Source organism: Dehalococcoidia bacterium (assembly GCA_025054935.1).
Classification (GTDB): domain Bacteria; phylum Chloroflexota; class Dehalococcoidia; order SpSt-223; family SpSt-223; genus JANWZD01.
In genome coordinates this window covers 25890-46733 of record JANWZD010000001.1, presented here as the reverse complement: position 1 = coordinate 46733, position 20844 = coordinate 25890, and the positions used below count along the sequence as shown (strand labels likewise).

17 protein-coding genes and 1 riboswitch are annotated in these 20844 nt (G+C 66.5%); of the genes, 8 read left to right on the top strand and 9 right to left on the bottom strand.

What is annotated here, in order from left to right; all coding sequences use genetic code 11:
* Position 1 precedes the first annotated feature (1 nt).
* The 3 genes from NZ773_00195 to NZ773_00185 are packed head-to-tail and all read left to right on the top strand — an operon-like array spanning position 2 to position 2941.
* Complete coding sequence (locus tag NZ773_00195; GenBank protein MCS6800352.1) at positions 2-997, top strand: aminoglycoside phosphotransferase family protein; 996 nt, start codon at positions 2-4, stop codon at positions 995-997.
* Entirely contained in the window at positions 994-1953 is a 960-nt protein-coding gene (locus NZ773_00190) for an aminoglycoside phosphotransferase family protein (GenBank protein MCS6800351.1), read from the top strand. The genes NZ773_00195 and NZ773_00190 overlap by 4 nt, the downstream gene beginning before the upstream one ends.
* 16 nt (positions 1954-1969) lie before the next feature.
* Complete coding sequence (locus tag NZ773_00185; GenBank protein ID MCS6800350.1) at positions 1970-2941, top strand: dipeptidase; 972 nt, start codon at positions 1970-1972, stop codon at positions 2939-2941.
* On the opposite strand, the gene NZ773_00180 is transcribed toward NZ773_00185, so the two are convergent.
* The gene (locus tag NZ773_00180) at positions 2938-3249 is read right to left on the bottom strand and encodes a MoaD family protein (protein MCS6800349.1); all 312 of its coding nucleotides are present in this window, start codon (positions 3247-3249) and stop codon (positions 2938-2940) included. The genes NZ773_00185 and NZ773_00180 overlap by 4 nt on opposite strands.
* A gap of 17 nt (positions 3250-3266) precedes the next feature.
* Entirely contained in the window at positions 3267-4514 is a 1248-nt protein-coding gene (gene thrC / locus NZ773_00175) for a threonine synthase (GenBank protein MCS6800348.1), read from the bottom strand.
* 70 nt (positions 4515-4584) lie between these two features.
* Positions 4585-4702, bottom strand: a riboswitch (SAM riboswitch).
* Between the two features lie 457 nt (positions 4703-5159).
* Between thrC and rho the strand changes: the two genes are divergently transcribed.
* Positions 5160-6446 (top strand): transcription termination factor Rho, encoded by a 1287-nt coding sequence (rho, locus tag NZ773_00170; protein ID MCS6800347.1) that lies wholly within the window; start codon positions 5160-5162, stop codon positions 6444-6446.
* 732 nt (positions 6447-7178) lie between these two features.
* On the opposite strand, the gene NZ773_00165 is transcribed toward rho, so the two are convergent.
* From NZ773_00165 to NZ773_00150, 4 genes are all read right to left on the bottom strand, one after another.
* Positions 7179-8594: a beta-lactamase family protein gene (locus tag NZ773_00165; GenBank protein MCS6800346.1), complete on the bottom strand. Its 1416-nt coding sequence runs from the start codon at positions 8592-8594 to the stop codon at positions 7179-7181.
* Between the two features lie 426 nt (positions 8595-9020).
* The gene (locus NZ773_00160; GenBank protein MCS6800345.1) at positions 9021-10304 is read right to left on the bottom strand and encodes a lysophospholipase; all 1284 of its coding nucleotides are present in this window, start codon (positions 10302-10304) and stop codon (positions 9021-9023) included.
* A gap of 30 nt (positions 10305-10334) precedes the next feature.
* Entirely contained in the window at positions 10335-11882 is a 1548-nt protein-coding gene (locus NZ773_00155; protein ID MCS6800344.1) for an AMP-binding protein, read from the bottom strand.
* Positions 11883-11886: 4 nt separating this feature from the next.
* Positions 11887-12345, bottom strand: coding sequence for a MaoC/PaaZ C-terminal domain-containing protein (locus tag NZ773_00150; protein ID MCS6800343.1), 459 nt, complete (start codon positions 12343-12345; stop codon positions 11887-11889).
* 173 nt (positions 12346-12518) lie between these two features.
* Between NZ773_00150 and NZ773_00145 the strand changes: the two genes are divergently transcribed.
* The 4 genes from NZ773_00145 to NZ773_00130 all read left to right on the top strand — a co-directional run bounded on the left by NZ773_00145 (position 12519) and on the right by NZ773_00130 (position 15985).
* Positions 12519-13538: an ABC transporter ATP-binding protein gene (locus NZ773_00145; protein ID MCS6800342.1), complete on the top strand. Its 1020-nt coding sequence runs from the start codon at positions 12519-12521 to the stop codon at positions 13536-13538.
* Positions 13535-14194: an ABC transporter permease gene (locus tag NZ773_00140; GenBank protein ID MCS6800341.1), complete on the top strand. Its 660-nt coding sequence runs from the start codon at positions 13535-13537 to the stop codon at positions 14192-14194. Before NZ773_00145 ends, NZ773_00140 begins: the two co-directional genes overlap by 4 nt.
* Positions 14191-14910, top strand: coding sequence for an ABC transporter permease (locus tag NZ773_00135; protein ID MCS6800340.1), 720 nt, complete (start codon positions 14191-14193; stop codon positions 14908-14910). Before NZ773_00140 ends, NZ773_00135 begins: the two co-directional genes overlap by 4 nt.
* Before the next feature lie 136 nt (positions 14911-15046).
* Positions 15047-15985: an ABC transporter substrate-binding protein gene (locus NZ773_00130; GenBank protein ID MCS6800339.1), complete on the top strand. Its 939-nt coding sequence runs from the start codon at positions 15047-15049 to the stop codon at positions 15983-15985.
* Between the two features lie 62 nt (positions 15986-16047).
* Here the strand turns inward: NZ773_00130 and NZ773_00125 are convergent, their stop codons facing one another.
* The 3 genes from NZ773_00125 to NZ773_00115 form a co-directional block, all read right to left on the bottom strand.
* On the bottom strand, positions 16048-16563 hold the full coding sequence (locus tag NZ773_00125) for a hypothetical protein (protein MCS6800338.1): 516 nt from the start codon (positions 16561-16563) through the stop codon (positions 16048-16050).
* Positions 16564-16742: 179 nt separating this feature from the next.
* A complete protein-coding gene (locus NZ773_00120; protein ID MCS6800337.1) occupies positions 16743-18773 on the bottom strand; it encodes a glycosyltransferase family 39 protein in 2031 nt (676 codons plus the stop codon).
* Complete coding sequence (locus NZ773_00115; GenBank protein ID MCS6800336.1) at positions 18770-20836, bottom strand: hypothetical protein; 2067 nt, start codon at positions 20834-20836, stop codon at positions 18770-18772. Before NZ773_00115 ends, NZ773_00120 begins: the two co-directional genes overlap by 4 nt.
* Between the last annotated feature and the right edge of the window lie 8 nt (positions 20837-20844).

Genomic DNA, 20844 nt, shown 5'->3' with positions numbered 1-20844 from the left:
GGTGACGCTCACCTTTCCACACCAGCCGGCAACCCTTCCCGCCAAGCTTCTCGAGGCCGCAGCACACTGCTTAGGAGCGCCGATCCTCGCGGTTGAGCCGCTTCAGGGCGGCTACTCTGCCCAATCGCATCGCCGCTTGACCCTTGCCGACGGACGACGGGTCGTTCTCAAAGCGGCTCCGCCTGCGCCGGTGAGCGGTCTCCCGGGACGGTTGTGGTCGGACTTGCTCGGCCGCGAGATTTGGGTCTATCAGCACGTCCCGGAGACGCAGGAATGGCGCCCCCGCAGCTACGGAGCGGTCGCGGGCGACGGCTGGCGCGGCCTTTTGCTCGAAGACCTCTCCTCCTGCCGCCGCGTTCCTCCGTGGTCGGCGGCAGCAATCGATGCGGTCGCGGCCGCCCTGGCGCGCCTGCACGCCATCCCGCAGCCGGCGGGGATGCCGCCAGACCTCATCGGCCGGCTCGGTCCCCAACGGTTTTGGGGCGACCTCCGCGCCCGCGGCCGCGCCTCCGGCCACCTTCCTACCGGCTACACGACGAGCGCGTGGTGGGCGTGGTTCGACCGAGCGCTCCCCCTCGCTGAGCGCGCCTATGCCCGCCTTGCAACCGCCCCGCTCCGCCGCGCCTTCAATCACAACGATGTGCGCTCCGACAATCTGTTCTTCTGCGCTGAACGGCCGATCTTCCTCGACTGGGGACAGGCAATTTGGGACACCCCAGCCCGCGACAGCGTTTACTGGGCGCTGGGGGTCGAGCGCGAGACCGGCATCCCCGCGCCGGCGGTGCACGAGCGCTACCTCGCCCATGCTCCCCATCCCGGCGCTGACGCAGTCCGGGGCGTTCTCGCCTTTTGGGTCGGCTATTTCGTCGACAAGCTCCAAGCCGGCGGGGTCGTGACGGACAACCAACGCTTGCGCGCAGAATTCCTCGGACCGACCGTGCGCTGGTTTGCGATGGCGTTCGATCTCCCCCTTCCTCCTGAAGGAGAGGCCCAGTGACGGAGGTTCCGCGCGCGCTGATCGAGGCGGCCGGCCGCTTTCTCGGAGCGGCGGTGCGCGAGACTGTGCTCTCCACGGCACCCTTCTCCGTCCGTCCGGTGCTCCGGCTGTTTCTGGACGATGGCCGAACGGTCATCTTGAAGACCGGCGCGCCGATACCAGCGTCGTCCGACCCGTCATTCCGCTGGGCTGATCTTGTAGAGCGCGAGACGTGGATGTACGAGCGGGCGGGCATTGCCCCGACGATCCGGCCGCAGCTGCTCGGTGCGGTGGAAGCAGCGGGATGGCGAGGGCTGCTCCTCGAAGACCTGACCGGGTTTACCATGCCGCCGCCATGGACCCCCCACGCCATCGACTCCTGCGCGCGCGCCCTCGCGATCCTGCACCGCTCTGCGCCGCCCGCTTTCATCCCCGACGACTGGCACGGGCGCGACCGGCCGCAGCCCTATTTCGACCGGATCGCGGCGCGACGGCGCGCGCAGGGCGACCTGCCCGCAACGTGCACGGCCGAGTGGTGGGACTGGTTCGAGCGGGCACGTCCGCAGCTTGAAGCCGCGTATCTCGCGCTGTTCGGTCCCGGCCGCAAGACGCTCGTTCACAACAACGTCCGCTCGGATAACCTCTTCCTGCGCCGCGGCGAAACCGTCCTCATCGACTGGGACCACGCCATTCTCGGCACGCCCGCTTACGACAGCGTCTACTGGGCGCTCGGCGTCGAACGTGAGGGAGGCGGCCCCGCCAGCGCAGCGCACGCGCGCTATGAAGCTATTGCCGGTCCCGTAAGCCCCGACGACGTGTTCGGCGTCCTCGCGTTTTGGACCGGCTATTTTGTCGACCATCTCCAAGCAGCGCGGTCGCGCCCGGTCAACCAGCAGCTGCGCGGAGAGTACCTGCGCTTGGTGCTGCGCTGGCTGGCCGAGATGTCGCCGCTGCCGCCACAGCCAGTCGCCCTGTAGCGCTGGAGGAGCGCCGATGCCGGAACTGCCGCCGATCCTCGATGGCCATGAGGACTTTCTCTCCGCGCTGCCACGGCAGCAGCGAGATTTTCTCAGCGAGAGCGAGCGCGGGCATGTCGACCTCCCGCGCGCCAAGCGCGGCGGGCTCGCCGCCGCCTTCGCCGCCGTCTTTCTGACGACCGAGCAGGCGGAGCAGAACGCTACCGGCTACGCGATCAAGCAGATCGACGACCTCTACCGCCTCATCGAGCGGTCGGACGGCCGAATGCGGCTGGTGCGAACTATTGCCGACCTCGATCGAGCGCGCGCGGACGGGACATTCGGGGCGATCCTTCACTTCGAGGGCGCAGAGCCAATCGCGCCCTCGCTGAAAGAGCTGCGGCTGTTTTACGAAGCGGGACTGCGCTCGATCGGACTCGCCTGGAGCCGACCGAATGCTTTCGCGAGCGGCGTCGCGTTCCGCGACCCCCAGCCGACCAGCGGCTTGACCGAGGCGGGATACGCCCTCATCAGCGAATGCCAGAAGCTCGGGATTGTGCTTGATGTCTCCCATCTGAACCCCGCCGGGTTCTGGGACCTTGCGCGCGCGGTCGAGGGACCGTTTCTCGCCTCGCACTCCAACGCCAAGGCGATCTCGCCTCACCCCCGCAATCTCGACGATGACCAGATTCGCGCCATCGCTGACCACGACGGAACGATCGGCATCACCTTCTTCGTCGCGTATCTGCGTCCCGACTGTGCTGCCAATCCCGACACCTCGCTCGACATCGTGATGGCGCACTTTGAGCACATCATCGCGCTCGTCGGGGATCGCCATGTCTCGATCGGCTCCGACTTCGACGGCGCAGTCGTGCCGAACGCGCTCAAGGACGCAAGCTGTCTTCCCCGTTTGCTCGAGGAGTTCCAGCGGCGCGGCTGGAGCGACGAGCGGATCGAGCGCGTCTGCTTCGGCAACCTGCGCCGTGTCCTTGCGAGCGTCTGGCGCTAAGCGCGCGTTTCTGCCGCCGCGGCCTCGAGCGAGCCGCCGGCGACGGCGGGAATGATGCTCACCTCATCGCCCTGCTTAATGGGCGTGCTGAGGCCGTCAAGAAAGCGGACATCTTCGCCGTTGACGTAGACATTGACAAAACGGCGCAGCTCACCGGTATCGTCGCGCAGCCGGGCGCCGATGCCGGGAAACCGTCGGTCGAGCGCTTCGATAACCCCGCGAACATCGTCGGCTTCGATCTCGACCTCGCTTTGCTCGTTCGTCTGCGACCGAAGCGCGGCGGGGATCCGGACGCGAATGCTGCTCATGCGTTGTCTCTCCTTGCTTAGGCTGGGACGAGTGCGCGCTCGCGAGCCGCAAAGGCGGCCTCGAAGGCAGCGAGGGTGGGTGGGATCCGGATGGCGTCGGCAAGATGTCCCTCAAGCGCTTCCATCGTCTTCAGACCGTTGCCGGTGATGTACGCGACAGTCGTGCCGTGCCGAGGCAACTCCCCGCGCTCAACGAGTTTCTTGAGAACGGCGATTGTCACGCCGCCGGCCGTTTCCGCAAAGATCCCCTCGGTCTCAGCGAGCAGCTTGATCCCCTCGATCAACTCCTCATCGCTCACTGCGGCAGCACCGCCGCCCGACTCCTCCATCGCCTTCAAGGCGTAATAGCCGTCGGCGGGATTGCCGATAGCGAGGGACTTGGCGATCGTGTTGGGCCGGACCGGGCGGACGGCGAACGTCTTCTTGGCGTACGCGGTTGCGATCGGACTGCATCCCTCGGGCTGGGCGCCAAACATGCGCGTCTTCGGAGGGTCGATCAGCCCCACCTTGGCAAGTTCGTTGAACCCTTTCCAGATCTTGGTGAAGAGCGAGCCCGACGCCATCGGCACGACCACGTTGTCCGGCGCACGCCAGCCGAGCTGTTCGGCCGTCTCATAGGCGAGGGTCTTGCTTCCTTCCGCGTAGTAGGGGCGGACATTGATATTGACAAAAGCCCAGCGGTAGGCGTCCGCAATCTCGGTACACAGCCGATTGACATCATCGTAAGTGCCGTCGATGGCGACGAGGATCGGGTTGAAGACAAGCGCTCCGTAGACCTTGCCCAGTTCGAGATCGGACGGGATGAAGACGACTGCGCGCTTGCCGGCACGGGCTGCGTGAGCGGCGACGCTCATTGCAAGGTTTCCCGTCGAAGCGCAGGCAATGGTCTCGAACCCGAACTCGAGCGCCTTGGTGACCGCAACCGAGACAACCCGATCCTTGAACGAATAGGTGGGATTGACGCAGTCGTTCTTCAGGAGGAGCCGTTCGATGCCAAGCCGACGCGCGAGATTGGTCGCCTCAACGAGCGGGGTGAAGCCGGTGTTGATCTCGACTACTTCGTCGCCGTCAACCGGCAACAGCTCGCGATAGCGCCACATCGTCGGCCGACGACCCGCGATCCGTTCTCGCGTCAGCGCTGCGCCGATCGCGTCGTAGTCATAGGTCACTTCAAGCGGGCCAAAGCAGAAAGCGCAGACATACGTCGGCGCGATCGGATACTCACGGCCGCACTCACGACAATGCAGCCCGCGCGTGTAGGTCACTTGTCCTCCTCGATCGGCGCTTAAATGCTTGAGCCTCTTCGTCATGCGAAGAGGCTCATCAAGTCAGCGAGACTCATCTTGCGGCGAACGCCGCCGGAATTGGCACCCGCTGTCTCGTCTCCTCCTCGATCGAGACTGGGTTGCCGGGCTTCACAGGGCCTTTTTCCCTCCACCTCTCTTGATGAGCCGTATGCAGTTGTTGCAGCGCGAGGTCGTCTCCAACCGAGTAGTTCCGCGGCGGATAGTATCATGACGAGAAGTAGGCGTCAAATGGTTCCGCGCCCGGCGTCGGCGAAGAACGCGCCCCGTGCGAATCGGCGCTGCGGCCATGGGCCGACGGCTGCAGCAACGGCGCAGCCCCGTAGTCTCTTGCAGTCGTTCCGCCATTTTGGTATGCTGAGGGTGACTGAACGCGAAGTTCGGCCGTGTTTCCTCGTTAGGACGCCGCGATCGTCCGGCGCCAGACGAGCGCCTCACTACCCATCCTGTTGCAGGTGTTGGAACTACTCCTGTTACCGCAGTCGATCGTTTCAGGATGGTCTCCCACGAGAGCGCTTGTCACTGGATTACCCCGCTGCCGAAATCGCGCCAGATGGGAGATAGGTGAAGCCGCCGAAAACCCTTGATTACCGGGGTCAACGACCGATGGACGTTCTTGACAAGCCTGCCCCGGCCGACTTCGAACTGAAAGCGCGAGAAGAGCTCGTCCAGATTGCTCGCGAGCTCACCAGCGCCGGCCACACCCCCTTCACAAAGCACGACCTGATCAGCCGCCTTCTCCAAACCTCTCCCGAACCGCAGAACCAGCCGCTCATGATCGGGGGCGTCCTTGAGATTGTCGAGGACGGCTACGGCTTTCTGCGCGGCGAAAGCATGCTGCCCGGGCCGAACGATGTCTACGTCTCGCAATCGCAGATCCGGCGCTTCGGCCTGCGCACCGGCGACTATGTCACCGGCCAAGTCCGCCCGCCCAAGGAAAACGAAAAGTATTACGGTCTGCTCCGCGTCGACTCGGCCAACGGCCTCTCGCCGGAGGAGTTGAAGCAGCGTCCGCACTTCGAGCAGCTGACGCCGATCTTCCCCAACCGCCTGATCGACCTTGAGACCGACCCGCGCAACCTCAGCCAGCGCCTGATCAACCTCATCACCCCGATCGGACGCGGCCAGCGCGGCCTCATCGTCTCGCCGCCGAAAGCCGGCAAGACGACGATCCTGAAAGACATCGCCAACGGCATCACTGCCAACTGCCCTGACATCCACCTTATGTTCTGCCTGATCGGCGAGCGCCCTGAGGAAGTGACCGACGTCAAGCGCTCAGTGAAAGCCGAGGTTATCTCTTCCACCTTCGACGAGCCCGTGGAAGATCACACTCGCGTCGCCGAACTCGCCCTCGAGCGCGCGAAGCGGCTCGTCGAGATCGGCAAGGATGTCGTCATCCTGCTCGACAGCATTACCCGCCTCTCGCGCGCCTATAACCTCGCGATGCCGCCGAGCGGCCGAACGCTCTCCGGCGGCATCGACCCGGTTGCGCTTTATCCGCCGAAGCGGTTCTTCGGGGCAGCACGGAATATCGAAGAAGGCGGCAGCCTGACTATCATCGCCACCTGTCTCATCGACACCGGCAGCCGAATGGACGATGTCATCTACGAGGAGTTCAAGGGCACCGGCAACATGGAGCTCCACCTCGACCGCAAGCTGGCGGAGCGGCGGATCTTCCCGGCGATCGACATCGTTCGCAGCAGCACCCGCCGCGAAGAACTGCTGCTCGATGAATACTCGCTTGCCAAAGTGTGGCTGCTGCGCCGCATGGTGGCCATGATCACCGCCAACTCAACGAGTTCGACCGAAGCGACCGAGCGCGTTCTCGATCGCCTTGCCAAGACCTCCTCCAACAAGGAGTTCCTCGCCACGCTTGCCCGCGGCGAGGTCTAACCGCCGCCTCCTCCCCTCGGAAAGATCGCTTCCCGTCCTGACAGCCGTTCGTGCGCAGCGAAACGGGGCAGACCGCACGTCGGCTTCTGCCGCTGGGAGCCGGCTCCGTTCAGGAGGAGGACGGGCCATGCTCCGCCTTCGCCGAGGCGTCCTGCGCTGCAGCGCTGCGGCCGCTGACTTAGCACTTCCCCTTAGGCAGACGCTCGCTTCTCGGCGGCTCGTGGCGCAGGAGGACTGGCCTCACTCCCGATACAGCGCTCGCGCAGCTTCATGCTGGCAATGCCCGCTTCCTCGCCCCTGCCCGCAGCGCCTCTACCGAGACGCCGGAACAGCGCGCCTGGATCACTCGAACGCAGCAGCCAAGCGCGACCATCGTCAGCGGCGCTGACCCTTGCGTTCTCCCGCCCTCGCCTTCGACACTGCGCTCGGCGCCCTCTTCGTCGTCCGGAGCGCGGCCAATGCTGAGAGGGGGTCGGCAGCGCCGAATTCGCGGCCGCCGCCCCCTCGGCGCCAGCCGCGCCGATGCCCCCGTTCCCGGCGCGATCGCCGATGGGCTGCGCCTGCCCCCTCGCTGGCCCGCGAATAGCCGCTTAACCGCCGCCCGCCTGGAGACCGCCGACTTCTTCATTCCGGAACCGCGCGCGGCTTGGCACGTCGAGACGATGAACGGGACTTCTCGTTCGAGAGGGCGAGTGGCTTCTCGGCGCGACGAGGGGGCAAACGGCCCGGTCCCTAGCGCAAGCGCGGGTAGACCTTGCCCCCGAAGCGGAGCCAGTTCACGCTCCCGCCGCTGTCGCGCAGAAATTCTGCGCGCTGCCCACGCCGCGGACCGTCTGCGACCACCACCACGTCGGGAGCGAGAGGGGCGAGGCGCGCCTCCCCGCCGTACTCGAAGCGCAAACCGTCCTCCCGGAGTGTTATCGCAATCAAAGGGCCGAGCCTTGGGTCGGCGAAGCCGTAGCGGCCGGTCAGCTCGTCGAGCGCCGAGGGAGGAAGCTCGGCGAAGCTCAGGGGAGCGGCGTGAATGCCGGTATAGCGCTCAAGGGCGAACGGAAGGACCTCAGCAATCGCCTGCTCCCCTGCCGCGGCATTGGTGAGAAGGACGAGCACGAAGTCTGCCTCCGGGTGATAGACCAGCCGAGCATGCTGCCACGTCGTCGAGCCGCTTTGCCCGAAGTAGCGTCCCCCGCTCCCTTCCCACACCATCACGCCGAGGCCAAAACCCGCCAGTTCTTCCCGCTCGAGGACGCCAGGGTCGGTCGTCGGGGTATGAAGCGCCGCCAGCGACTCTTCCGAGAGCAGAGTTGTTCCGCTGCCCTTAAGGGCGCGGCCGAGGCGAAGGAGGTCTCGCGCTGAGGCACACAGCCCGCCCGCCGGCGCGAGGACAGGCGGAACGACGGTCCACGTCGGCTCTACCTTAGGGCGCCCTCCCTCGAGAGCGTGACCGATCGCGTATCGAGTGGTGACAACCTCGCGCGGATCGAACAGCGCGCGCGTCATCCCGAGGGGTTCGAAGATCAGGTCGCGCACCGCCGCGGCGTAGCGCTGTCCGGTCAGCACCTCCAGAAGCCGCCCGGCCACAACGTAGGCCGAGTCATTGATCGAGAACCGCCAGCCGAGCGGAAGCAGCTGCGGAGCGCTCGCTAATCGGCTGAGATAGCGCGCTGCTGCGTCCGGGCCGCTCTCGCCGCCGCCGCGGTCATCGCCGTACCAGCCCGCGGTGTGATTGAGCAGCTGGCGCGCCGTCACGCGTTCAGCGACGCGCGGGTCCGCCAGCCGCAGCGTTGGCAGATAGGCGCGCACCGGTTCATCCCAGTCCAACTTCCCCTGCTCGACGAGGATTGCTACCGCGAGCGCGGTGACCAGCCGAGTGATCCCGCCGACTTGGAAGAGCGTTTCGTCATGAGTCGGGAGGGGATACGCGATGTTGGTGACCCCAAAGGCGCCAGTCCACTCGCGCCCGTAGTAATGCAGCGCTAGCGCGCCGCCCGGAACAGCGTGGCGAAGGAGCGCCTCTTCAAACCGCGACGCCAGTTCTGCAAAGAACCCGTCAAGGGTCGCGTCATCCAGCGCGCCAGCGCGACCAGCGGGCCGGTCTGCGCGCCGCTCCTGCGACGGCAAGGGATGCTGACGGTCCTGACGGATCATGGCACTCTCCCACGGCGCTTCGACGAGCGGGGCAGCCTCGGCGCAAAGCGGGCTGGCAGGAGCATGCCCCCTCCCCACTCCCGACGACCGGAATTGTAGACCCTGCTCCTCCTGCTCGCGGGAGAGGCAGTGCGCCGAGCGGCGGGGGATCGCGCTGGTAACCGCCCTTCCCCCTCACGGGAAATGCGGCGGGAAGGCGAGAGAACGGCCTCGCCGCAATCCGCGTTCACGCTGAAGCGCGTCGGCATCGCCGCGCCGTCAGCCTCGCAGCTGGCGCTGCTCGACCGGAAAGCGCCGCCTTGCGGAGAACGGCCCGCTCGCAGGAACGTCGGCGCGCCTCAGCAGCGGAGAGTGTCTGCTGAATGTGCCGCGAGCGCTGCGCCAGCGAAACGACCACGGGGGAGAGCCCCGAAATGCCCGCCCTGCTCAGCGTTGGGTGTACGACACCTCATTGCTGCTCACCTCACCCGGCTCAGGACCGCGCCAAAGAGCGCGGGCGCGTGTTCGCAGCCGCGTCCCTTGCGGGATCTCCGCGCTCGCGATCGCGACTGTGAACGGACCGACAAGCTGCGCTCCCCCGGGCAAGCGGTCTGCCTCCCAGATGAGGTCGCGTCCTTCCTGACGCGCTTCGCGGAACATCGGCGGGGCAGCGGTGTAGGCGGGCGGCGGTGTCTCGAAGAGCGGGAGACGGAGCGTCACGTTTTCAAGCGCTGCTGAGCTGCTGTTCCGCAGCCAGACTGTCCCTAAGAGCCAGCCTTCCCAGCCCATCTCGAGCTTTAACTGGATATCGAGCGCCGGCCACGGATCGTCGCGGACGAGGTCGAGGTCGGGGGCGACCTGCGCCTTGAGAAACGTGGCGGCGACGCCTTTGAACCAATAGCGATCATTCAGAAACAGTTCGACCCCGTGACCGCCGCGCGCTTGAGCGATGACCAGCACGTTCGGGTTGGCGCGAGCCGCTGCCTCGACTTGGGCCTGGTCCGGCGGCGGGATGAACTCATCATCGGCAGCCTGGATGAGCAGCGTCGGCACCGTCAGCGAGCGCAGCGCCTCGACGGTTTCGTCGCGCCGGCGGACTTCCTCGCCGCTGATCCCGTAGTAGGCTCCCGCGCGGTTGAAGTAGGTGACCGGGTCAGTCTTGGCGATCCGGAGCCACTTATCAATGTGGCTCATGATGAAGTGTATTTCCTGCTTTGCTGGGGGGCTGGCGACAACCGCAGCGGCGAACAGCTCCGGCGCCGAAGCAGCCGCGAGGATCGCGGCTGCGCCGGACATGCTGAACCCCATCAGCGCGACCCCGCGCACTTCGGGCATTTCCCGCAGGAAGCGCGCGGCGCCGACAAGGTTGTCGCCCTCTTTCCATCCCATGGTATACGGCGCGTCCGAGAGCGCGGCACTCTCGCCGTGGCCTTGGAAATCAGGCGCAAAGGCGTGCCAGCCGTTGGCGAAGAAAAACTCGGCGAGGTCAACGATCGCGTCCAGCTCTTTCGACGCCCAAACCCCGTGCCCGAGGATGAGCGCCGGCCGGGCTATGCCGTCGCGGTGGAGCGCCAATCGGCCGACGAGCGGCAGCCCATCGGCAGAAGCGAACTGAACGCGCGCAAAGCGGTCAGAAAACTGGCCGCGGACCCCTTGACCTGATCCGCGGAACGGATTGAACGGGAACGCCGCGAGCCGTTCGGTGAGAGCGAGATGAGAACGCGTCGTCACGGTCGATCCTTTCTTGCGCTCCGCCGGGCATCATGTCATTCGCTGGCGATGACGCTCCGCCAGTTCTGCTCGGAGTTCGCGCTTCAGCGCCTTGCCCGCGGCGCTTTTCGGCAGCGCATCGACGAAGTAGATGGCGCGTGGGCGCTTATAGGTGGCGAGCTGGCTGCTCGCGAAGGCGATCAGCTCGGCTTCGTCCACGCGGCTCCCGGGCGCCGGGACAACCGCCGCAACCACCAACTCGCCCCATTGCTCATCAGGGATCCCGACGACGGCAGCCTCGCGCACGTGCGGATGAGCGAGCAACACTGCCTCGATTTCCGCCGGATAGACGGTTGCTCCTCCAGTCTTGATCGTGTCTTTCTTGCGCCCGACGATGTAGTGGTACCCCTCTTCGTCCCGCACGGCGAGGTCGCCAGACGCCATCCAATCGCCATCTTGGATTTCAGAAGTCGCCTCGGGCTGACGATAGTAGCCCACCATCTGGGCGGTGCCGCGCGCCCACAACTCGCCAACCTCGCCTGTTGCCACTTCGCGACGATGATCGTCGCGCAAGCTCACTTCCTGCCCGAAGAACGGCCGCCCGACCGAGCCGGGTTTGCGCCGATGATCTTCCGGCCGCATCAGGAGCACAACCCCGAGCTCGGTCGAGCCGTAATGTTCAACGAGGCCGGCGGCGGGGAAGCGGGCAAACAGCCGCTCGCGGGTAGGTGCGAGGAGCGGCTCGCCGGCGGTGAGCAGCATGCGCACCCTCGGCAGCGGCTGGCTCCAGCTGCCCGCCGCTTCGCCCGCGTCGATCCAGCGATTGAAGAGCGTTGGCATCAGCGGGACATAGGTGACGCCGAGCGTCTGCAGGTCAGCGTCGAGCCGCTCCGCGTCGAAGCGGCGCACCAGGCCGACCGTCGCGCCTGCGGACAGCGTGGTCAGCGCCCAGAAGATCGGGCCGCTGTTGTATAGGGGCGCCGCTGCAAGGACGCAGTCGTCGCGCCGGATATCGAATTCGGCAGCAGCGAGGCATTGGTGAACAGCGCGGCCGCGATGCGCTTGGACGACGCCTTTGGGCGCTCCCGTCGTTCCTGAGGTATAGAGAAAAGCGTAGGGAGCGTCGTCGGAAACCCGGATTTCAGGGCTTGCCTCAGACGCCGCGGCAATCGCCGCTTCGTAGCTGCCGCCCTCGCCGAGTACAAGCAGGCGATCTGGGCTGAGGGCGGTCCCCACTGCTGCTGCAGCCAGCAGATCCCGATATTCCGGCGCAACGATCGCGAACGAGACGCCGGCATGATCGACAATTGTCGCCAGCTCCCGTTCGGTCAAGCGATAGCCGAGCGGCACGCTGACCGCCCCCGCTTTGGAGATCGCGTAGGTCGCCTCGAGAAACTCGACCGAGTTCTGGTCAAGCAGCGCAACCCGGTCGCCCGGCCGAACGCCGGCTCCGATGAGGGCATTCGCCAGCCGGGTAGAGCGCCGGTCGAGATCGCGGTAGGAGACCGTCCGCTCAGCGGTCCGAACGGCAGGATGATGCGGCTGAGCGGCGGCACGCCAGCGCAAGGGGTCGTGAATGAGCATCTGCAGCGCCGGCATCGCGCTACTCCGCAGGGCGACGCGCGTAGAGGAAGGTCCATCTTCCTTCTTGGACCACTTCGTCATGCTGGTTGCGAAGGTCGACCTGCATCACGATGATGCCCCGATCTGGTTTCTTCGTCTCGCGCTTCTCAACGACAGTCTCCGTGACGGTGAGCGTATCGCCGATGAAGATCGCTGCCCGGTAATTCCACGTGATGCCTAACAGGGCGAGCGCCGTCGTGCGGTGCAGCCCCGTCTGCATCGCCAGCCCGCTGGCAATAGCGTAGCCCGCTTGGCCGTGCAGGATGCGCTGGTGGAACATCGACTGTTCGGCGAACACTTGATCGGTGTGGAGGGGATGATGATCCCACGACCACGCTGAAAAGAACATCAGGTCGGCTTCGGTGACCGTGCGCCGCGGAGTGGTAAAAGTTTGCCCGACCTCAAATTCTTCCCAGTAGGGAGGCGAAGCGATGTACATCCTCGTTTCCCACGCGCCGGCAATGCCGGCAGAAGTTGGGAGGAATGTACGCTCCAGCTGCGAACGCGGTCAACGGGTGACGCCGTCCTCCTCGACCCGCCCCGCCTCCGGCGCCGCCCATTTGCTGTCAGACGAGGCCGCTTAGTAGGATCGCAGGGGCAGGAAGACACACGATGAAACTCTCCGAGCCTCCCCGACGGAATGGCGGCGGCGCGACCGTCGAGTTCCGCCGCGTGACCAAACACTATGAGCGCGCAGCCGACGGCCGCACCGTTGCCGCGGTGCGCGACCTCACGCTCACTATTCAGCCCGGCGAAATCTGTGTCTTCGTTGGGCCGAGCGGCTGCGGTAAGACCACCTCGCTCAAGATGGTCAACCGCTTGATCGAGCCGACGAGCGGAACAATCCTGATCGACGGGGTCGATGTCATGACCGTTGACCCGGTCACGCTCCGCCGGCGGATCGGCTATGTCATTCAGCAGGTCGGGCTCTTTCCGCACCGCACGATCGCCGAGAATATCGCGACTGTCCCCGAGCTTGTCGGCTGGCCCAAAGCGAAAATCCGCGCCCGGGTCGATGAGCTGATCGCGCTTGTGGGCCTCGACCCTGATCGCTACCGCAACCGCTACCCTTCCCAGCTCTCCGGCGGCGAACGGCAGCGGATCGGCGTTGCGCGAGCGATGGCCATCGAGCCGCCGCTCATGCTGATGGACGAACCGTTCGGTGCCGTCGACCCGATCGTTCGCGAACGGCTCCAGAACGAGTTTCTCGATCTGCAGCGCCGCCTAGGCTTGACCGTCCTCTTCGTGACCCACGATATCGACGAAGCGATCAAACTCGGGTCGCGGGTCGCCGTGTTCCAGCAGAATGGGACGATCGCGCAGTACAGTCCGCCTGCCGAACTGCTGATGCGTCCTGCGAACGAGTATGTGGCGCGCTTCGTCGGCGGCGACCGGGCGCTCAAGCGGCTGGCGGTGATGCGCGTCATCGACCTGCCCCTCGCCCCCGTCGCGCCGGTGGCAGGCGGGACAACCCTGAGCGGGTCGATGAATGTCCGCGACGCGCTCGCTACGCTCCTGCTCGCCCCGGAGCGCGCCGCTGTCGTGCACAACGACGCAGGCGCCCCGATCGGGGTAGTGACGCTCGACATGATCGCCGGCGCGCTCCAGCCGGCCGCGGCCACTGCGCCATGACGATCCAAGGCGAGCCGCTCGTCCGCTTCGAATGGATCGGGAACAACCTCTCCCTGATCGCCGAGCGTCTGTGGGAGCACATCGTGCTGACGGTCATCGCCGTCGGCGTCGGATTTGTGATCTCGTTCGCCCTCAGCCTGCTGATCCGCTGGAACAGCCGGCTCTACTTGCCCATCACGGCGGTGACGGGCGTTCTCTATACGATTCCCAGCTTGGCGCTGTTCGCGCTGCTCATCCCCTTCACGGGGCTTTCCATCCTGACCGCCGAGATCGGCCTTATCTCGTACACCTTGCTCATCCTGACCCGCAACATCGTCGGCGGGCTCCAGAGCGTTCCCGCTGACGCGCGCGAAGCGGCGATCGGCATGGGATACACCGCGCGCCAGCTTCTGCTTCGGATCGAACTGCCCTTAGCGCTGCCGGTCATCATCGCCGGTCTTCGCGTCGCGACGGTGACGACGATTGGCCTCGTGACCGTCACCGCGCTGATCGGGCAAGGAGGCCTCGGGCAGTTCATTCTGCTGGGCATCCAGCGGTTTTTCTACACCCCCCTCGTGGTCGGCGCGGTGCTTTCGATCGCGCTCGCCATCGCCGCAGACATTCTGCTCGTCGGCGTGCAGCGGCTGACCGCGCCGTGGACGGCGGTGAAGCGATGACGCTGCTCGAAGCACTGATTGCGTGGTTCACGACGCCCGCTCATTGGCAGGGAAGCGACGGCATCCCGACCCGTATCGCGGAGCATCTCTGGATCTCGGCCGTCTCGGTCGGCATCGCTGTGTTCGTCGCCCTGCCCCTCGGCCTGTTCATCGGCCATACCAACCGCGGAGCGTTGGCAACCGTGAGCGTCATGAACATTGGGCGCGCGCTGCCGTCGCTCGCCTTCCTCGCCTTCGCGCTTCCGATCTCGTTCGCGCTGAATCTCGGGCTTGGCTTTTGGCCAACGGTCATCGCTCTCGTCCCCTTGGCGATCCCCCTCGTGCTGATCAACACCTACGCCGCGATCCGCAGCGTCGACCCCGATCTTGTCGAGGCAGCGCGCGGAATGGGCATGCGCGAGCTCGACGTGCTGCGCAAGATCGAGATCCCGATCGCGCTCCCCCTCATCCTCGGCGGCATCCGCAACGCCACGGTCACCGTGGTCGCGACAGCGACCCTCGGCGCGCTCGTCGCCGGCGGCGGATTGGGACGGTATATCGTCGACGGCTTGGCGCGCCAAGATACGCCGCGCTTGCTGGCGGGGGCGATCCTCGTCGCGCTGCTGTCGATCGGAACCGAGCTCGCCTTTTCTGCCCTCGAGCGCGTCCTGATCTCCCCGGGGCTGCGGCTGGAACGGGAGCGATGGACCCAGGTAAATGTCAGCGGCGCACGGTGAAATTGGGCAGGATTGCCCGCCCCGAGTACGATCTCCCCAACGTGCCGGCACTGTCGGCAAGCGCCCCGGGTGTCGGGCCGGAAGGGCCCGGCAGTAACAAGCAGGCCACCGCCGGGCGGTGGCCGGGAGGGTTTACGTGATCCGCATCTTCCCAGCGCTCCTTGCCACTCTGATCCTTGCGGCGGCGGCCTGCCAGCCAGCCCAGACCGGAGGGACTGGGCCCAGCACAGCGGGCGGGCAAGCATTCCCCACAATCCGGATCGGCTCCACGAACTTCACTGAGCAAGAGATCGTTGCCGAACTGTATGCCCTTGTGCTCGAACAGGCCGGCTACAAAGTTGAGCGGCGCTACAAGCTCGGCTCGCGGGAGATCGTCGCCCCCGCGCTGGAGTCCGGCCAGATCGACATGTATCCCGAGTACTTGGCGACCTACGTCATCTACCTGACGAAGGACCCTGCGAAAGGGACCCCCGACGCCGCCCAGACCTACGCCACGCTCCAAGAGGCGCTGCGCGGCAGGAACATCACGGCGCTCCAATATGCCCAAGCGATCAACTCGAATGGCTTCGTCGTCACCAAGGCCTACGCGGATCGCCATAACCTCCGCAACATCAGCGACCTCGCGAAGCTGAACAATCAGATGGTCCTCGGGGGGCCTCCGGAGTGTCCGGACCGCCCGCTCTGCCTCCAAGGGCTTCAGCGCGTCTACGGCCTCAGCTTCCGGGAGTTCAAACCGCTCGATGTCGGCGGGCCGCTCACTGTCGCTGCGCTCGAGGGCAACCAGATCGACGTCGCCGTCCTCTTCACGACCGATGCGGTGATCGCCGCCAAAGGCTTCGTCCTGCTGAACGACGACAAGAAGCTGCAGCCGGCGGACAACCTCGTTCCGGTCGTTCGCAATGACTTCCTGACCAAAACGCCGAACCAAGACCAGTTCAAAAAGCTGGTCAACGATGTCACGGCGAAGCTGACGACCGAGGAACTCACCCAGCTGAACCGTCAGGTGGGCGTCGACCGGCGTGAGCCGAAGGACGCCGCCGCAGCGTGGCTGCGGAGCAAAGGGCTGCTCCGCTAAGGCAGAGCGAGCTTCTTCCCCCAAGAGAACAGCGCGCGGGCCGACTCCACGCTAGTCTCCGCTTAGCGTCGGAACCGCCGGCGAGAGAGCGGCGGGAGAACAGCGGGACCGCCTTGCCCTCTCGAGGCGGGAGCATTCAGCTCGCGCACGATGGCGTTGTGCTCCTCAACCCGAGCGTTGTAGTACGCGACAAGCTCGGCGTAGGTCGCGTAGCGGGCGTCGTACTCTCGGACGGCCTGATTGTGCCACCGGACAAGCGCGTTGTGCTGCTCGACATCCGCGACGTAGGCCGCGTAGAGACTGGACGGGATGCCCCGAGGATAGCGGGATTCGAGGTCGGCGATCCGGGCGCGATAGACGTTGATCTGGTCCTGGGAGACGTCGAGGCTGTGCCCCCGCTCCTGCAGTTCGGCCTCGAGGGCCTCTATCCGGCGAAGGGTGTTCTCCAAGTCCGCCCTGATGGCCGCAAGCCGCTGCTCGCGCGCTGCCGTGCGGGAGGGAGCGCCGCACGCCAGCGGCAGGACGACAAGGCAGGCGACAGCCGCTCGACGGTTTACCTTCGCCCCCCGCGTTATCACAAATGCAGTATATCATAAAATCAATCAGAGAGTTCGTTTACTGAACCAAATGGTCGGCACAGGTCACCGCGAGATGCCGCGGGATCAATACCCCTCTGGGGCGACAGCCGAGCGCGCAGACCTGCTTTCTCCCGCGCATCATGGAACTGGACGCGCAAGTCCCGGCTCGCGCTCAGCGCTTACGGACCAGCAAGCGTGCCGAGCGGGTCGACGGCGCCGACAACGCGGCCTGTCGCCAGTTCATACACAACCAGCCGCAGGCGATATTCGCCGGGCGGCGGATGCGGGCGGCCGTCGAGCGTGACATAGGTTGCGGCGGGCAGCCCCGGCCGCCACCGCGAGGTCGGAAAGAGATCGTTCGAGAGCAGCGGCCCATCGGCCTGAGCGTAGGGTGTGCCGTCCGGAGCGGTCACTTGGAGCGAGAAACTGAAGTCGCCCGGCGGACGCGCCAGCGTCTCCCATCGGAAAACGGCCCACAGGCTGCCATCGCTCGGCTCCGAGCCCGCCGCCCAGCCCCGCAGCGCCAGCCAGTCGCCGAAGCGTGCCTCGCTCGGCCGCTCCCCTGCGAAGAGGGCAGCGGGTAAGGGCCGGTCGATCTGGAAGCGGCGCACGGAGAAGCCGGGGTGCTCCTCTTCCGCGACCTTCTTCCCGCCGCGCGCCAGCAGAAAGGCCGTCAGCCCCTTCGGATCGGCATCGCCGAGGTCGCCGCCTTTCCAGTGGAACAGCACTGCCTCGCGGGCCGTCCCCACAAGGCCCGGCAGCCCGGCCGGCAACGACGCCTCCTCAACCCGAACGAAGTGGTACGGCGCGCGGCCGGTGTACAGGAAATCGACTGTCCGCGCTCGGAAGTCAGGCGCGAGCCGGAAGTTGTAGGGCAGCAGGAAGACGCGGTCCGGGTCGTCGCCGAGCCGGTTCATCAGCCGCGCCGCATCCGCTGCCTCGGCGTGAAAGGCGTAATAGACGTCGTCCTCGTGCCGCCAGATCGCGAAGTAGTCGTGCGCGGTGGCGGCGCCGTTCCAGGCGGCGAGGACGAGAAACGGCGCCGCCGCGAGCGCGCTTGTCGCCGGCCGCCGCAGCAGACGCGCCGCTCCTTGGATGATCGCTTCGGCCCCGAGCGCAGGAAAGAGAAAGACCGCCGGGACGATCCCCATCACCCGCGTGTAGTGGGGGTATTCGTCGGTGGCGACAATGCCCGGCAGCAGCATCGCCGCCGTCCAGACAAGTAGGAGGAGATACGGTCCCTGCCGCAGGCGGAAGAGGCTGACGGCGACGCCGAGGAGAAAAAGCGCATAGAGCGGCGGCGCGAACACCGGCTTGCCCGGCAGATTATGGCGCCAATTCCAATCTCCCTCATGGCCGAACATCGCGAGGTTGTAGAGGAGAGATTCCCCCAGCGCTGCCAGCCGGTCGCTGCCGCCGGAGGGGCCAAGCGCCGAGACATAGGTTGCCCGGCCGAGGAAGAGGTCGGGATGGAGCGCGTAAAAGATCGCGAGCGGCGCAACAACAGCAGCCGCAGCGCCGAGCCACGGCCAGAAGCGCCAACTGCGCAGCCAGCCGACGAGCGTCTTGCCGGCGGACGGCCAGGCCGGGTCGCGCGGGCGCAGCAGCGCCTCGGCCGCGCCGAGCGCCGCCGCGAACGCGGGGAGAATGCGCGCGCTGATGTAGGTGTAGCCGACGAGCCCAAAGGCAGCGCCCGCCGCCAGCCATGCGCCCAGCCGCTGCGGCCGGCCGCGCGCCGCTCGCCAAAGGAGAAAGAATGCCACTGCCAGCGCCAGCGGCATGGTGTTGACGCGCAGCGACAGCCGATTGATATCGACCTGCCAGTGGGAGACGGCGAGCAGCGCGGCAGCGATCAGCGCGACACGGACCGCCCCCGGCCCGAGCGGGCGGAACATCGTCCGCGCCAGAGCGAACGTTGCCGCAACGGTCAGCAGGCCAAGCGCCGCCGCCGGCAGCCGAAGCGCATAGCTCTCCCGCCCGAAAACAGCAACCGAGAGCGCGAGCAGGTTGTTCAGGGACGGCTCGCGGCCCGTGTTCCCCTCAAAGAACAGCTTCGGCCCGGTGACGAGAACGTCGAGCGCGTCCAGCCCATTGTAGGCCTCGTCGTAGTGCAGCCCGGGAGGCGTCGTGCCGAAATCCCAGAAGCGCAGCAAAGCCGCGCCGAGCAGGATGACAACAAGGAGCGCCCGGACGGCGGGGGTCAGCCTCATCCTTCGACGCGCCGCGCAACCGCCGGCGCTGGCCGGCCGACACGAACTGAGAGGAGATGGACAGCAGCCAACCCGCCGACAACGGCGAGCGCGGCGAGCGACACCGTCACCCCGATCCGCTCGGCGGGCCCCGGAAGGTAGCGGAGCGTCACCTCGTAGTCTGTTCCCGCCGGCAGACGCAGACGCGTCAGTCCGGTCGCATCCGGCATCATGTCGACCGGACCAGCAGGCGATTCGGCAGTCCAGAGCGGAAAGTAGGTCTGTTTCAGCAGCGCCTCCGCCCCCGGCTCAGCCTGCTCGACCCGTAAGCGCACGATACCGCTCTCGGCGCTGGCGCGAACGCGGGCGCGGTCGCTCTCGATGAGCGACGGCTGATACGCCGTAACGCGGTAGACGTTGTAGAGCGGGTCAGCGAGGACAACCTCGAACGCCGGCGAGCGGTCGAGATAGGTGCGGGTCCACAGGTCGTATTCCGTGGCGACGACGTCGGTGACATTCAGCTTCCGCAGCGCCGCGAGCAGCGCTGCCTCGTCCATCGCCCGCCACGGCAGACCGAAGAGGGTCTGGTCATCCTTGAGGTCGGTGCGCTCCGTCATCATTCGAGGCCGGTTGTCGCCGTGCCAATAGTAGGTGGAGACCGGCGTCCAATGCTGGAAGGTGCCGCCAATGCTCTCACGGCCGGCAAGCGCCGGCGCGAGCGCCATCAGGTAGGTCGGCACGCTTGTCCCCGTCTGACGCAGGCGGAAGACCGACGAAGTGAACAGCACCCGCCCGCCAGGGTTGGCGCGCAGGGCGTCCCAGAGCCCCTGCAGGCGGTAGGCAGCGGTCGCGTCGCGGAGGAAGCGCGGCTCGCTGCCGGCCGCCGGCCGGTAATACTCCAGCCAGCGCGGAAACGGCTGAACGACAAGCCACACCAGCAGCCCCGCGGCAACACTGGCCGCCGCGGCTCCCCAGCGCGCGCCGGCGCGGCCCGCTTGGACAAAAGCGAGCCGGATCAGGTCAACGAACCCCGCCGCCGCGAGGAGCAGCACCGCAAGGTACACATCTTCGATAAACCGGATTGGGTCGAGCGCGGCGCTGCCGAGCCGGTCAACGAGAACCAGCCAGTTGAAAAGCATAAACCCGAGGATGATCGGCGGCGCGGCAGCGAGCGAGAGGAGAAGCCCGCGCTCGCGCGGCGGGGCAGCAGCCGCGCGGACAAGGCCCCACGCCGCGAAGATGAGGAAGAACGGCAGCCGCCCGCCGAGAAGCCAGAACGGCAGCGTTTCGAGCGGCGCGCGCAGGACCGGCGTCGCCAGCCAGCTATGGGCGAAATAGGGAATCAGCCAGAAACCCGTCAGTGCTAGGCCAAGGGCGAGAGCGGCCCCAAGCCGCAGCAGCGCCCGCCATCGCGGCCAGAGCGGAACGAACAAGATGCTGAGCGCGACGAGAAGCACCGGCAGCAGCAACCGGAAGGGATGAAGCAGGACGATCGCCGCCACAGTGAGGGCGAGGGCAGCGAGCGGCAGAGCAGGACGCCGGCTCTCGGCGAGGCGGACGCCAAGAAGCCAAGCGAGCGGCGCCAGCCCAAGCGCCGGCCGATCGCCAAGCATCCCGATCATCACGCCGCCCACCCCACCGTAGAGGTCGGTGAAGACGAGGAGAAAGAACCCCGCCGCGAGGCCGACCCATCGGCCGAGGCCGAGACGGGAGAGCGCAAGAGCGGCGATCAACGCCGGCAGGAGATAAGCGAGAAAGAGCAGCGCCTGATAGATCTGGACGCTGCTCAAGCGGCCAAGCGTGAAGGCTTGGAGAGCGAGGCCCGCAAGGCCGTAGCCGGGCGGATAGAACTGCCATTCCGGCCAGCCGGCATACCACGACGGGTTCCAGCCGAGGAGACCGCCGAGGCCCGCGACCTCGAGCAGCCACCACAGCCGCATGTAGGTGCCCGGATTGTCGGCGAAGATGTACAGGTCGTCGACGAGGAGAAAGCCGAGCGCCCAGAGCGCAAAGGCGGTCAGCGCCGCGACCGCAGCGAGATCCGTCACCCAGCCGCCCAGCCGCCGCCGGGGGTCCCCGTTCACAGGCAGTG

What these genes read in the sequence shown, in the direction of transcription:
- NZ773_00185 (MCS6800350.1), top strand. Translation starts at nt 1,970, where the DNA reads ATGCCGGAACTGCCGCCGATCCTCGATGGCCATGAGGACTTTCTCTCC.
- NZ773_00180 (MCS6800349.1), bottom strand. Translation starts at nt 3,249, where the DNA reads ATGAGCAGCATTCGCGTCCGGATCCCCGCCGCGCTTCGGTCGCAGACG.
- rho (MCS6800347.1), top strand. Translation starts at nt 5,160, where the DNA reads ATGGACGTTCTTGACAAGCCTGCCCCGGCCGACTTCGAACTGAAAGCG.
- NZ773_00165 (MCS6800346.1), bottom strand. Translation starts at nt 8,594, where the DNA reads ATGATCCGTCAGGACCGTCAGCATCCCTTGCCGTCGCAGGAGCGGCGC.
- NZ773_00155 (MCS6800344.1), bottom strand. Translation starts at nt 11,882, where the DNA reads ATGCCGGCGCTGCAGATGCTCATTCACGACCCCTTGCGCTGGCGTGCC.
- NZ773_00150 (MCS6800343.1), bottom strand. Translation starts at nt 12,345, where the DNA reads ATGTACATCGCTTCGCCTCCCTACTGGGAAGAATTTGAGGTCGGGCAA.
- NZ773_00145 (MCS6800342.1), top strand. Translation starts at nt 12,519, where the DNA reads ATGAAACTCTCCGAGCCTCCCCGACGGAATGGCGGCGGCGCGACCGTC.
- NZ773_00140 (MCS6800341.1), top strand. Translation starts at nt 13,535, where the DNA reads ATGACGATCCAAGGCGAGCCGCTCGTCCGCTTCGAATGGATCGGGAAC.
- NZ773_00135 (MCS6800340.1), top strand. Translation starts at nt 14,191, where the DNA reads ATGACGCTGCTCGAAGCACTGATTGCGTGGTTCACGACGCCCGCTCAT.
- NZ773_00120 (MCS6800337.1), bottom strand. Translation starts at nt 18,773, where the DNA reads ATGAGGCTGACCCCCGCCGTCCGGGCGCTCCTTGTTGTCATCCTGCTC.